At 64.2% G+C, this 13732-nt stretch carries 9 protein-coding genes; 5 read left to right on the forward strand and 4 right to left on the reverse strand.

Annotated elements, in window-relative coordinates:
• The first annotated feature begins 26 nt into the window (after window positions 1-26).
• Both H0485_RS05050 and prfB read left to right on the forward strand, forming a co-directional pair.
• Window positions 27-2591: a penicillin-binding protein 1A gene (locus H0485_RS05050; protein WP_226934260.1), complete on the forward strand. Its 2565-nt coding sequence runs from the start codon at window positions 27-29 to the stop codon at window positions 2589-2591.
• Window positions 2592-2685: 94 nt separating this feature from the next.
• Window positions 2686-3804, forward strand: a complete 1119-nt coding sequence (gene prfB, locus H0485_RS05055) for a peptide chain release factor 2 (protein ID WP_226934261.1) — start codon at window positions 2686-2688, stop codon at window positions 3802-3804.
• A gap of 99 nt (window positions 3805-3903) precedes the next feature.
• Here prfB and H0485_RS05060 read toward each other — a convergent pair whose 3' ends face one another.
• The 4 genes from H0485_RS05060 to H0485_RS05075 form a co-directional block, all read right to left on the reverse strand.
• Entirely contained in the window at window positions 3904-4494 is a 591-nt protein-coding gene (locus H0485_RS05060) for a DUF2585 domain-containing protein (RefSeq protein ID WP_226934262.1), read from the reverse strand.
• 265 nt (window positions 4495-4759) lie between these two features.
• The gene (locus tag H0485_RS05065; protein ID WP_226934263.1) at window positions 4760-5260 is read right to left on the reverse strand and encodes a bactofilin family protein; all 501 of its coding nucleotides are present in this window, start codon (window positions 5258-5260) and stop codon (window positions 4760-4762) included.
• The gene (locus H0485_RS05070; protein ID WP_226934264.1) at window positions 5250-6593 is read right to left on the reverse strand and encodes a M23 family metallopeptidase; all 1344 of its coding nucleotides are present in this window, start codon (window positions 6591-6593) and stop codon (window positions 5250-5252) included. Before H0485_RS05070 ends, H0485_RS05065 begins: the two co-directional genes overlap by 11 nt.
• 423 nt (window positions 6594-7016) lie before the next feature.
• On the reverse strand, window positions 7017-7490 hold the full coding sequence (locus H0485_RS05075) for a peroxiredoxin (RefSeq protein ID WP_226934309.1): 474 nt from the start codon (window positions 7488-7490) through the stop codon (window positions 7017-7019).
• A 423-nt stretch (window positions 7491-7913) separates the two neighbouring features.
• On the opposite strand from H0485_RS05075, the gene H0485_RS05080 reads away from it, so the two are divergent.
• Genes H0485_RS05080 through H0485_RS05090 form a run of 3 tightly spaced genes read left to right on the forward strand, consistent with a single transcriptional unit; the run spans window position 7914 to window position 13701 of the window.
• Window positions 7914-11219, forward strand: coding sequence for an AsmA family protein (locus tag H0485_RS05080; RefSeq protein WP_226934265.1), 3306 nt, complete (start codon window positions 7914-7916; stop codon window positions 11217-11219).
• Window positions 11219-12268 (forward strand): tRNA preQ1(34) S-adenosylmethionine ribosyltransferase-isomerase QueA, encoded by a 1050-nt coding sequence (queA, locus tag H0485_RS05085; RefSeq protein ID WP_226934266.1) that lies wholly within the window; start codon window positions 11219-11221, stop codon window positions 12266-12268. Before H0485_RS05080 ends, queA begins: the two co-directional genes overlap by 1 nt.
• 53 nt (window positions 12269-12321) lie before the next feature.
• Window positions 12322-13701: an MFS transporter gene (locus H0485_RS05090; protein WP_226934267.1), complete on the forward strand. Its 1380-nt coding sequence runs from the start codon at window positions 12322-12324 to the stop codon at window positions 13699-13701.
• The last annotated feature ends 31 nt before the right edge of the window (window positions 13702-13732 follow it).

The raw sequence follows: 13732 nt of genomic DNA on the forward strand, positions 1-13732 counted from the left end.
AGCCTCCATCAGGCGGGGATATTGCGGTGCTGCGATTCATCGGCTCGTTCTTCGGAGCGATCTTCACGGCGGTGACGCTGGGCATCTTCTTTGGTGCCCTGACCATCGGCGCTATCTTCTGGATGTATTCGCGCGATCTGCCGGGTCATGACACCCTGGCGCAATATGCTCCGGCCACGATCAGCCGGATCTATTCGGGCGAGGGGCGCATCCTTGATGAATTCGCCGAAGAGCGCCGATTGTTCGTCTCGGCCGAAGACATCCCCGATCTGGTCAAAGCCGCTTTTGTTTCGGCCGAGGATAAGAATTTCTACGCCCATTCCGGCTATGATGCCGGCGGTATGCTGGCGGCTTTGCGCGAGGCGGTGGTCAGCCGTGGCGAAGAGGTGCGAGGCGCCTCGACCATCACCCAGCAGGTGGCGAAAAACATGCTGCTCGACGGCACCCGCAAAGGTGCGGCCGGGGTCGAGCGCAAGATCAAGGAAATCATCCTCGCCACCCGGCTTGAGGAAAGCCTGAGCAAAGAGCGCATTCTTGAGATCTATCTGAACGAGATCTTCCTCGGCCAGAATTCCTATGGCGTGGCCGCCGCTGCCCAGACCTATTTCAACAAGAGCCTGACCGAGCTGGCCCCGCATGAGGCGGCGATGCTGGCCGCGATGCCCCAGGCCCCGGGGCGCTATCATCCGGTGACCGCAAAACAGCGCGTCACCGACCGGCGCAATTACGTGCTGCGCGAAATGGCGCAGAATGGCTATATCACCCAGGCGGTGATGGAATCTGAGCGGCAGCTGCCTTTGCGTTCGGTGCAGAATGGCGATTTCCAGTCCTTCCGCGAGGAACTGCCGGGCCGGACCTATTTCACCGAGGAAGTCTCGCGGCAGCTGTCGCGCAACTTTGGCCGCGAGGAGTTTTTCCGCGGCGGTCTGACCATCCGCGCCACTATCGACCAGGAGCTGCAGGGCATTGCCGAGGCCAGCCTGCGCAAGGCGCTGGAGAAATACGACCGTGGCATCGGCATCTGGCGCGGCACCGGCAAGGTGATCGCCGCCGATCAGCTTGGCACGGAACAGGCCTGGCGCGCCGCGCTGAGCGCAACCGATGTGCCGCGCGATATCGAGGACTGGTATCCGGCGGTGGTGCTGTCTCTGGGCGATAAATCGGCCCGGATCGGTATTGAGGACGTGGCCGAGGATGGCGATGGCCATTTCATCCCGGCCGAGGATGTGACCTGGGCGCGCAAGCGCCTTGCCGATGGCAAGCTGGGCAAGAAAGCCAGCCGGGCCAGCGATCTGCTGGAACCGGGGGATGTGGTGCTGGTGCGCCGCATGACCAAAGACAGCGATGGCTCCTTCCTGCGCTGGACCCTGCGTCAGGTGCCGGAAGTGCAGGGCGCTTTCATGGCGATGGATGTCAATACCGGCCGGGTTCTGGCGATGCAGGGCGGATTCTCCTATCAGGATTCGGTGTTTAACCGCGCCACCCAGGCCGAACGTCAGCCCGGCTCGTCCTTCAAACCGTTTGTCTTTGCGGCAGCGCTGGACAGCGGCTTCACCCCGGCGACCATCGTGGTGGATGCGCCGATTGAGATTCAGACCCCCCAGGGCCTCTGGACGCCGAAGAACGCCTCGAACAAATACTACGGCCCGACGCCTTTGCGCACCGGCATCGAGCAGAGCCGTAACCTGATGACCATCCGCCTTGCCCAGGAAGTCGGGATGGAGACGGTGGCGCAATATGCCGAGCGTTTCGGCGTCTATGACCGGCTCGCGCCGCATCTGGCCAACAGCCTCGGCGCGCAGGAGACCACGCTTTATAAAATGGTCGCCGCCTATGCGATGTTTGCCAATGGCGGCGAGCGGGTCGAGCCGACCCTCGTCGACCGGGTGCAGGACCGCTATGGCCGCACCATCTATCGCCATGATCACCGGGTCTGTGAAAACTGCGCTTCGGGGGTGATAGCGGGCAGCGAAGGCCTGCAGATCACCTCGAACCGCGAGCGGGTGATGGATGCGATCACCGCCTATCAGCTGACCTCGATGATGGAGGGGGTGGTGACGCGCGGCTCGGCCTCGGGCGTCAATCTGCCGGTGCCGGTGGCGGGTAAGACCGGCACCACCAATGATGCCAAGGACGTATGGTTCATCGGCTATACCTCAAACATCGTCGCGGGCTGCTATATTGGTTTCGACCAGCCCCGCACCCTTGGCGCACGGGCCTATGGCGGCACGCTTTGTGTGCCGGTCTTCCAGGACTTCATGAAAGAAGTGGTGAAGAAATACGGCGGCTCGCGCTTCCGGGTGCCGCCGGGGGGCTATTTCATGAAGATCGACCGTTTCACCGGCGCGCGTCTGCCCGATGATGCCAGCGGTGCGAATGTGGTGGCGGAATATTTCCGCGATGGCGAGGATCCGGTCTTCGGCATGGGGGCGCTGGTCGATGGCGGCTTTGAAATGGGCCAGAACCTGCCGCTCTTTGCCCATGGCGAGAATGAGGGCGGCGCGGCCGAGGTCACCACCTCGACCGGCGAGACCCGGGTGATCCCCGGCAAGGCCGATTTCGGCACCGTCTCTTCGGGCGGATTGTATTAACCAGCACCGGTCTTCCTGCCGCAGCTCTGCGCCTCCCCTTGCCGGGAGGGCGCAGGGGCGCTAAGAGCCGATTCCGACGAATAAGGGGTAGAAGATGCGCGCCGAGACGCAAGCCAATGTCGAACAGATCCGCAAATCGCTGGGCCTGCTGGCGCAGCGGCTGGATTGGGAGACGGCTCCCCACCGGCTGGAAGAATTCAATGCGCTGATCGAACAGCCCGATCTGTGGAATGACCCGGCCAAGGCCCAGAAGCTGATGCGCGAGCGCCAGTCGCTGATGGATGCGGTCAATGGCTATAAGATGATCGAATCCGGGCTGAACGATAATCTCGAGCTGATCGAGCTCGGCGAGATGGAAGGCGAGGACAGCATCATCGAGGAGGCTGAGGCCGCCCTGAAAGCGCTGCTGGACGTCGCCGCCCAGAAAGAGCTGGAGGCTTTGCTGAATGGCGAGGCCGACAGCAATGATACTTTCCTTGAGATCAATGCCGGCGCCGGTGGCACCGAGTCGCAGGACTGGGCCGAGATGCTGGCCCGGATGTATACCCGCTGGGCCGAGCGCCGCGGTTTCACCGTCGAGATGCTCGCCGAGGAAGCCGGGCAGGAGGCGGGGATCAAATCGGTCGCCTATAAAATCAGTGGCCATAATGCCTATGGCTGGCTGAAGACCGAAAGCGGCGTGCACCGCCTGGTGCGGATCTCGCCCTTCGGTTCGGGCGATAAACGCCAGACCTCTTTCGCCTCGGTCTGGGTCTATCCGGTGGTGGACGATAATATCGAGATCGATATTCAGGATAAAGATATCCGTATCGACACGATGCGCGCCTCAGGCGCCGGTGGTCAGCACGTCAATAAAACCGACTCGGCGGTACGGATCACCCACTTCCCGACCGGGATCGTGGTGACCTCCTCGCTGAAATCACAGCATCAGAACCGCGAGATCGCGATGAATGCGCTGAAGGCACGGCTCTATCAGATCGAGCTGGACAAGCGTTCGGCCGCGATCAATGAGGCGCATGATGCCAAGGGCGATGCCGGCTGGGGCAACCAGATCCGTTCTTATGTGCTGCAGCCCTATCAGATGGTGAAGGATCTGCGCACCAATCACGAGACTTCGGATACCCAGGGCGTGCTGGATGGTGATCTGGATGGTTTCATGGCGGCGACGCTGGCCATGGATATGTCGGGCAAAAGCCGCGCCGATAACGAATAAGCCATCTCTCATATCTGTCTCAGAAAAACCCCGCCCGCTGCGCCGGTGCGGGGTTTTTTGTGCCCCGCAGGCCCCAGCCCCGCAGGCCGCAGCCCCGGATCAGCCGCCCGCGGCCTGCCAGGTCTTCACCGCCTCAACCGGCCAGGTCAGCATCAGTATATTCAGGCTCAGATTGTCGCGGATCATGATCAGCGTGCCGATCTCGAGCACCAGGAAGCTCAGCACCGAGACCCGGACCGGCATCCGCGCGGCAAAGAAGAAGCCGAGGCCCATGAAAACGCTATCCATCACCGAATTCAGCACCGAGTCGCCACTATAGCCCAGGGCCATGGTCTCATTGCGGTAATGCGCAATCACCATCGGCGTATTCTCGAGGATTTCCCAGCCCGCCTCGAGCAGCACGGCAAAGGCAAAGCGAAAGGCCAGCGCGTGGTGGCGAAACAGCGCCGAGGTCAGCAGGAAGAACAGCACCCCATGCAGGAAATGGCTCGGCGTATACCAGTCGGCAAGATGCTGGGAATTACCGGCGGTATTCACCCCGGGTTCAAACAGCCTGATATAGCCACAATCGCAGATCAGCACCCGGCCCATGGCCATCAGGCTGATCGCCTGGATCAGCAGCAGCAGGGCGGCGATGCGATACCAGAAAGCGGGTGGCCAGGCGGGGCGCAGCCCGGGCGGAGCGGTCATGAAGGTCTCATTTCAATGCAGTCACTCTGGCCTGAGACTGCGCAGTAAGGCCCGGCAGGGAAAGCGAAATCTGTATGAAACAGCGGCCAGAGTCAGGAATTTCGGCTCAGGCTATAGGGGCCCGTCGCCACCTCATCTGTCGGCAACTATCCCGGGGGGGGTGGGCGGCGCAGGCGCGCGCGCGGGCAGCGCCCCCCGGGCTGGCGCTGTCATAAAAAAACCCCCCGGAACCGGAGGGCTTTCAAATTCAGTGGGGCTGTCAGGCTCAGCCTTCGGTGACCGGCTCGGGCGGGAAGGGCGCATGCGGCGCGGCCACGCGGCCGGTGGCCAGTGGGTCTTCCTGACGCTGAACCGAGCCCTCGAAATGGGCGCCCGATTCGATGGCGATGGTCTTGTGGATGATGTCGCCCTCAACCCGGGCGGTCGAGGTCAGGCGGACCTTCAGGCCACGCACCCGGCCGATCACCCGGCCATTGACCACGATATCATCAGCGACGATCTCGCCACGGATGGTGGCGCTTTCGCCAACGGTCAGCAGATGGGCGCGGATATCGCCCTCGACGGTGCCTTCGACCTGGATATCGCCGGTGGTGCGCAGATTGCCGACCACGGTCAGGTCAGAGGACAGGACCGATGCAACAGCTTTGCCCTTGGGCGCTGAAGGGGCAAAATCCATCGAAGGTTTGGACACGGGGGCCTCCGGGGCTTTGGCTTTTTCCGCTTCAGGCTTCTGGCCCGGCTCGTTGATACGGCTCTTAGAAAACATCTCTCGCTGCCTTTATGAAGGTCATCGGATTGACGGCACTGCCCCCGATGCGAACTTCGTAGTGAAGGTGAGTGCCGGTGGACCGGCCTGAATTGCCCATATCACCGATCCGCTCGCTGCGCGACACCTTTTGTCCCACCTTGACCCGGATCTGCGACAAATGGGCGTATCTTGTCTCAATGCCAAAGGCATGGCGGATCTTGATCAGCCGGCCATAGCCATTCTGCCAGCCGGCATGGACCACCACGCCCTCGGCAGTGGCATGGATCGGCGTGCCGTAGGAGCCGGCGTAATCCTGGCCCTCATGCTGGCGGTGGCCCTTGCCGAAAGGATCATTGCGCCCGCCAAAGCCCGAGGTCAGCCGCACGCCGCCACCTGGGATCGGATTGGCAAAGGGGGCCTTCCAGGCGGCGAGCCGGTAGAGATCCATCTCTTCCATCTGTTTAAGGATGGCATTGGCGCGTTTCTCACTGGCGCTCAGCGAGCCGCCCCCCATGGAGGAGGCGGTGATCGGGGCCAGCGGGCCGCCCTGGCCGGAATAGCCGCGCCGCACCGTGGCGATCAGATCGTTGGGATTAAGCCCGGCCGAGCGGAACATCCGCTCCAGCGGTTCGACCGAAACCGTGACCGCCTCTTCCAGCCTGGCAAAGATCGCATCATGGCGCAGCTCCAGCGCCCGGCGCTCATCCTGGGCGAGGATCAGCTCATCGCGGGCCGCGAGGGCCTCTTCGCCGCGCTGATCACGCTCGGCGGCGGTCGCGGCCAGTTTGCTGCTGAGAAAATCAAGCGAGGCGACAGTGTCTTTCGCGCGGCCGATTTCGGTGGCATTGCCGCCCTGCTGGCTGAGGGCGGTGTTGAGCCGGCTCACCTCGTCGCGGGCGCTGTCGCGCTCGCGGATCACACCGCGCAGGGTGTTTTGCACCACATCAATGCCGGTCTCGAGTTCCCGGCGGCGGTCTTCCGAGGCGAGCAGCATTTCCTGCATCGAGGAGACCTGGGTCAGCGCCATATTGAACCGCTCCTGGGCCTGCAGCGCCTCACTCGCCCGCAGATCGCGGTCGGTCGAGAGCAGGGTCAGCCGTTCCTCAAACATCATGCCCTGACGCTGGCTCTGATCGCGCACTGAACCGGCGCTGAGCGAATGCATCATGAATAAGGCGGTGGCGACGATGGTCCAGGCCAGGCCCATGGCCCCGACCAGCACCACCAGCCCCTGGGTGACCGGGCGCAGCCGCAGGTAATGGGTGCCATGTTCTGATTTCAGATAGAGCCTTTGCTCGGGGAATACCGTTTCAAGGGCGGCATTGATCCGGATGGCTAATCTGGTCAGCAAGGGGCAATCCATCATCGGGGCCCGTCACACCCTTGCGGCCTCCGGCGCGCGCGGCCTGGGGGCGGGCGTCGGAACGGGCGTTTGCAGGGGCAGGGCGTTGCGGCGTTTCAGGGTGATTATCGCCGCTAAGTCCCTGTCGCAACCGAGCTGCGAAATTCCCGGGCGCAAGGCGCAGGAACTGGCCGATGATCGGCAAGATCCCGCCGATCATCCTGCGGTTGTGGCAAGGAACCGCCTTGTCATTGCCGCTGACCGGCAGAACGCCCCGGGATGGCCTGAGTCTGTGCCGGGCCGCTGTCAGGACCGGCCTGGCACCCCGGCCGCGCCTTCGCCCGAGGCCTCAGGCCGCTTCCAGGCCCGGGTCTTGTGGCCGGGCCGGAGGCGGAGGTCTGATGGCAGGTCTGGCGCTCACCCACTGCAGGCTCAGAGCGCGCGGGCGGCCGCGAGCACCTCTTCGGCATGGCCCTTTACCTTTACCTTCGGCCAGACCCGGGCAATGCGGCCCTCACCATCAAGCAGGAAAGTGGTGCGGGTAATGCCCATATAGGTTTTGCCGTAATTCTGCTTTTCGCCCCAGGTGCCCCAGGCCTCGCAGGTCGTGCCCTCGGCATCCGAGACCAGGGTCACGCCCAGCCCGTGTTTGCGGCAGAATTTCTCATGCCGGGCCGGGCTGTCTTTTGAAATGCCGATCACACGGGTGCCGGCTGCGGCAAATTCCGCAGCAAGACGGCTGAAATCCTGTGCCTCAAGCGTGCAGCCGGGCGTGTCATCTTTGGGATAAAAATACACGACCACCTTGCCCGGACGCAGCGAAGACAGCTGCAGATCCGCGGTTTCGCCTTCGGCCTGGCTGGCGGGCAGGGTGAAATCGGGGGCGATCTGTCCGGGTTCGGGCAGGAGAGAGAGGGTCATATGCGCGGCTCCTCGCTTCGGTGATGCTTCAGCTTAATGTTCCGATTGCCTTCACACCAGGATAGAGGCAAGGGCAAAGCGAAAAAACTCACTGCGCTTTTCGGGGCGCAGGGCGAGGGCCGCTCTGCGGCAGAGGACCGGCGAAAGGCAGATCAGGGCGTGACAGAAGGCAGCCAGGCTGAGCGCGACAATCGGGCCCCGGGCCCTGCCAGGCTGCAGAGCCCGGCAGAAGGGCTGCCTGGCGCTGAGGCTGGGCCGGGCATTGCGCCAGGTGCCGTCGAGACCGGTTCAGCTGCGCCCGTTTCTGGGGCAGCGCCGGAGCGCGGCAGATTTCTTGCCCGCCGAAGGGCGCAGGATAAGCCCAGACCGCGGAGAAGGCGGCGTTTTGGCATCGGGCTGGCCCTGGTCATGCTGCTGCTGATGCTGGGCGTTGGCATGGCCGCTATGGCTTTGCTGGGGCGCAATATCGTTTTGCCGGTCTGGGCCGTGGCCGAGCTGGAAGAGCGGATCAACCTGGCGATGAAGGCCTCGGGCCTGCCGCCGGGCAGTACAATCTCGATTGATGATGTCGAGATCGGCCTTGCCCCGGATCTGGCGCCGCGTTTCGTGCTGCGCGATCTGCGGCTGCGCGAGGGCGAGGGCCGCGCCGGGCTGGTGCTGCCGGAAATCCGCATGGAACTTGCTCCGGCACCGCTGCTGCGCGGCGAGCTGCGCCCGCGGCTGTTGCGGCTGAGCGCGGCGCGCATCGCTATGGCCCGCGATGAGAACGGGCTGCTGACCCTGGATCTGGCCGGGCTGACCGGCGGCAAAAGCCGCCCGCCTGCCGAGCTGCTGGCGGCGATCGAGCAGGTTTTCACCACCGGCCCGCTTTCCGTTCTGAAGCTGATCGAGATGGAGGGGCTGGCCTTTTCGCTGAAAGACGCGCGGGCGGGGCGGACCTGGGAGCTGGGCGATGGTCGTCTGGTGCTGGAGAACCGCGCCGATGCGCTGGCGGCCGAGCTTTCGCTGACCCAGCTCGGCACCCCGGCCCGGGCCTCGATGCTGGTTGAAAGCTCGAAACAGGATGCCTCAGCCAGGCTGAGCGTGACCTTTGATCATGTGGCCTCGCGCGATCTGGCGGCCCAGGCCGTGCCGCTGGCCATGCTTGAGGTGATCGATGCCCCGATCTCGGGGGCTTTGCGCGGCGCGCTGGATGCTTCGGGCAAACCGGCCGGGCTCGAGGCCGAGCTGACCCTTGCTGCAGGGGCTTTGCGTCCCGGTGAGGGCGAGGCCATCGCCCTGTCGCGCCCGGAGCCCGGCGATGCCCCGCCGGTGCCGCGCCGCCGGGTGCTGGAATTTGACCGTGCCGCTTTGCGCCTGCGCTACGATTCCACGCTGCAAAGGGTCTTTCTCGATCAGATGAATGTCGAAAGCCCCTCGGCCCGGCTCCAGGCCAGCGGCACGGTCGATCTGATGGATGCCGGGGGGGCGCCGCTGCAGCCCGGGGCTTTGCCGGAATCCGCGGTGACCCAGCTGCGGATCTCCGAGCTGATGGTCGATCCCGAGGGGCTTTTTGCCGCGCCGGTGCGCTTTTCGGCCGGCTCGGCCAGCTGGCGGCTCTGGCTGCGCCCGTTCCGGGTTGAGATCGGCGAGGTCAATCTGCTGGAGGGCGAGGAAAGGCTGAGCCTGAGGGGGGAGGCCTCGGTTTTACCGGGCGAGGGCTGGAGCGGCGCGATTGACGTGGCGCTGAACCAGATCAGCACTGACCGGCTGATCCGGCTCTGGCCGCTGGCGGCGGTGCCGAAAACCCGGAGCTGGCTGGCCGAGAATGTCGGCCAGGGCGAGCTGACCGATGTCGCGGCAGCGCTGCGCTTTAAAGAGGGCAGCGAGCCGCATTTCGCTTTGGATTACGAATTTTCCGGTGCCGAGGTAAGGGTGATCCGCTCGCTGCCGCCGGTGCAGAATGGCTATGGCCGCGCCACGCTGATGGATCGCAGCTATACGGTGGTGATCGAGGGCGGCGAGATCACCGCACCCGATGCCGGGGACAGGGATGCGCGGATCCGGGTCGATGGCTCGCTGTTCCGGGTGCCCGATATCACGCAAAAGCCCGCCAGTGCCGAGGTGCGGCTCTTGGTCGAGGCCGGGCTGACCGCCACTCTGTCGCTGCTCGATCAGGAGCCGTTCCGCTTCATCACCAAAGCCGGGCAGAAGGTCGGTCTGGGCGAGGGGCGGGCGCATCTGGTCGCCGATCTGGCCTTCCCGCTGAAGCAGAAAATCGCCCAGGAGGATGTGAGCTATTCGGTCAGCGGCAGGGTGACTGATTTCCGCTCGCAAAGCCTGGTGCCGGGCAAGCTGCTCGAAAGCCCGGATCTGGCGGTGAAAGTGACCCGCAAAGGCCTGAGCATCTCGGGGGCGGGCAAAATTGAGGGCGTGCCGGCGGTGGCGCGTTATGAACAGCCCTTTGGCAAGGAGACCGGCGGGGCGGCCTCGCTGCGCGGCACGGTCCGGCTCTCAGATGCCGGGCTGCGCCGTCTGGGCGTGGCTTTGCCCGCAGGCTGGCTGAAGGGCGAGACCGGGGCCGAGGTGCAGCTGCGCCTCGCGCGCGGGCGTCCGGCCGAGCTGAGCCTGACCAGCGATCTGAAAGGCGCCACACTTGCTGTGCCGCCGCTGAGCTGGAGCAAAGCCGCAGCCACCGGCGGCAAACTTTCGCTCGATGCGGTGCTTGGCGCCGCGCCGGTGGTGCCGCGTCTTGATCTTTCCGCTGCGGGCCTTGATCTGCATGCCAGCCTGACCACCGCGACCGGGGGCGGTCTGGGAAAGATGGAGATCACCCGGCTGCGGGTCGGCGACTGGCTCGATGCCACGGCTGAACTGAGCGGACGCGGCAGGAACACCATGCCCGCGGTCAAACTGACCGGCGGCAGTCTCGATCTGCGCCATCTGCCCAAAGGCGGCAGCGCCGGCGCTTCGGGCGGCGGGCGCGGGGATGAGATTTCTGTATCTCTCGACAGGCTGGTGGTGACCGAAGGCATTTCGCTGACCGGGCTCAGCGGCAATCTGCGCCCGGTCGGCGCGGGGCTGGAGGGGGGATTTGTCGCGGCGGTGAATGGCGCAGGCCAGGTGCAGGGCGCGACCATTGCCTATAAAGGCGGCACGGCGGTGCGGCTGACCTCGCAGGATGCCGGGCGCATCATGGCGGCAGCCGGGATCTTCTCGATGGGACGCGGTGGCAGTCTTGATATGACCATCCAGCCACGCGATGTGGCGGGGCAATACAGCGGTGTCGCCAGAGTTGAGAATTTCCGGGTTGAAAATGCACCGATCCTGGCGGAACTGCTCTCGGCGGCCTCGGTTGTCGGACTGCTCGAGCAGCTGCAGGGCGGCGGCATCGCATTTCAGGAGGGGGATGTGAGTTTTCTGATCCTGCCTGAAGGGGTGCAGATCGCCCGGGGGGCGGCCATTGGTGCCTCGATGGGGATTTCCTTCTCGGGCTTCTATCATGCCGCCCGTCAGGCGGTGGAGATCCAGGGCACCATCTCTCCGATCTATCTGCTGAATGGCATTGGCTCGATCTTTACCCGCAAGGGCGAGGGGCTGTTCGGCTTTAACTACCGGCTCTCGGGGCCGGTCAAATCGCCCTCGGTCAGCGTCAATCCTTTGTCGATCCTGACCCCGGGCATGTTCCGTGATATCTTCCGCCGGCCGGCGCCGGTCCTGAAAGGAGCCGGCTGATGCAGCTGTCTGATTTCGATTTCCATCTGCCTGAAACCCTGATCGCCACCCGCCCGGCGCGGCCGCGCAGCTCGGCCCGGCTGCTGCTGGCCGAAAACGCTGCGATCCGTGATCTGCATGTGCGTGACCTGGTTGATATTTTCCGCCCCGGCGACCGGCTGGTGCTCAATAATACCAAAGTGATCCCGGCGCGGCTGTTTGGCAGCCGCACGCGCGGCGAGGCGGTGGCGAAGGTGGAGATCACTTTGCTCGAACCCTCGGCCAAAGGTGGCTGGCGCGCGCTGGCAAAGCCATTGCGCAAGCTCAGAGAAGGCGAGAAGATCCGCTTTTCCGATCAGCTGAGCGCCGTGGTGGCCGAAAAAAGCGAAACCGATCTGCGGCTGGAATTCAGCCTTGCGGGCGATGATTTCGATGCGGCGCTGGCCCTGTGCGGGGCCATGCCGCTGCCGCCCTATATCGCCGCCAAACGCCCGGCGGATGAGGCGGATAAACAGGATTACCAGACCGTCTTTGCCCGCCATTCGGGCGCGGTGGCCGCCCCCACCGCCAGCCTGCATTTCGATGCCGAACTGCTGGCGGCTTTACGCGACAAAGGGGTCAGCTTTACCGAAGTGACCCTGCATGTCGGCGCGGGTACCTTCCTGCCGGTCAAGGTCGAGGATGTCACAACCCATAAAATGCATGCCGAATGGGGCAGGGTGAGCCCGGAGGCGGCGGCAGAGATCCGGGCCACGAAGGCGGCGGGCGGGCGGGTGATCCCGGTCGGCACCACAGCGCTGCGGCTGATCGAGAGCGCGGCGCGCGAAAGCGACGAAATTCAGCCCTGGGAGGGCGAAACCGATATCTTTATTTACCCGGGCTTTACCTTCCGGGTGACAGATGCGCTGATGACCAACTTCCATCTGCCGAAGTCGACGCTTCTGATGCTTGTTTCGGCGCTGATGGGCGAGGCAAGGATCCGCGAGATCTATCAACATGCGGTGCAGAATGACTATCGTTTCTTCTCTTACGGGGATTCCTCGCTGCTGATCCCCGCTGATCCTGCCTGACCTGCATTGCGGGTCTGGTCTAACCTGCTCTCCTGTCTTCTGAGGAAACCGCGATGCTGCGTGTGATTTACACCACCTGGCCCCTGCTTCTGGGCGTTTTGCTGCTGATGGTGGGCAATGGCGTCCAGGGCACTTTGCTCGGGATCCGTGGCACGCTGGAGAGCTTTGGCCCGTTCCAGCTCTCGGTGGTGATGTCGGCCTATTTTGCCGGCTTCCTGCTCGGCTCGCGGCTGGTGCCCGAGATGCTGCGCCATGTCGGCCATATCCGGGTCTTTGCCGCGCTCGGCTCGCTGATCTCGGCCATTCTGGTGCTCTATCCGCTGCTGCTCGACTGGCAGGTCTGGGCGCTGATGCGGATCGTGATCGGCTTTGGATTCTCGGGGATCTACATCACCGCCGAAAGCTGGCTGAACAGCATCTCGACCAATGAAAACCGCGGCCAGGCGCTTTCGGCCTATATGATCGTGCAGATGGTCGGGATTGTGACCGCTCAGGGGCTGATCGCCTATGGCGATCCGCTGGGCTATGATCTGTTCATCATCCCCTCGGTCATGGTGTCCTTCGCCTTCCTGCCGCTGCTCCTGGCCACTTTCCCGACCCCCAGTTTTGAGAGCGGCGAGCGGCTGGGCTTTCGTGAGCTGTACAAAATCTCGCCGCTTGGCTGCGTGGGGATGTTCCTGATCGGCGGCATTTTCTCGTCGATGTTTGGTATGGCCTCGGTCTGGGGCACGCTCAGCCTGCTGACGGTCAAGGAGATCGCGCTGTTCTCCTCGGCGCTCTATATCGGCGGGCTGATCATGCAATATCCGATCGGCAAGCTTTCGGACCGGGTCGACCGGCGGAAGGTCATGCTGTGGCTGTCAGTGATTGCAGCCCTGGTGATGCTGGTGGCAACGGTTTTCAGCCTGCCGTTCTGGGCGCTGCTGATCGTGGCGGCGCTGCTCGGCGGTATCACCTATCCGGTCTATGGTCTGCTGATCGCCTATACCAATGATTACCTGTCGAAAGAGCAGATGGCGGCGGCTTCGGCCGGGCTGCTGTTCATCAATGGCATCGGCTCGATCTTCGGGCCGCTGATCACCGGCTGGATGATGGGCGTGATCGGCACGCGCAGCTTCTTTCTGTTCAACGGCGCGCTTTACGCCATGCTGGCGGGCTATGCCGCCTGGCGGATGACCCGGCGCGCGACGCCCCTGGCCACCGGCGTCTTCGTCAGGCTGAGCCCGACCGCTTCGGCTGTGGCTTCGGTTGCCGTGGTCGAGAGCGCGGCCGAGATCAATCCTTCGCCGGAAAATCCAGAAGCCGCGGCCGAGGCCGCCGAGGCGCTGATCATTCAGCCGCGTGAGGCGGCGGCACCAGGCGATGTGCCCGCGCCGGAGGAGAAGGCCGGGCGCCCGGACGGGGAAGGGGAGGCGCGCCCGCCGCAGGGCTGAGGGATTGCAACCCCGGATCAGGCCTGACACT

Source organism: Pseudogemmobacter faecipullorum (assembly GCF_020539525.1).
Taxonomy (GTDB): Bacteria; Pseudomonadota; Alphaproteobacteria; order Rhodobacterales; family Rhodobacteraceae; genus Pseudogemmobacter; species Pseudogemmobacter faecipullorum.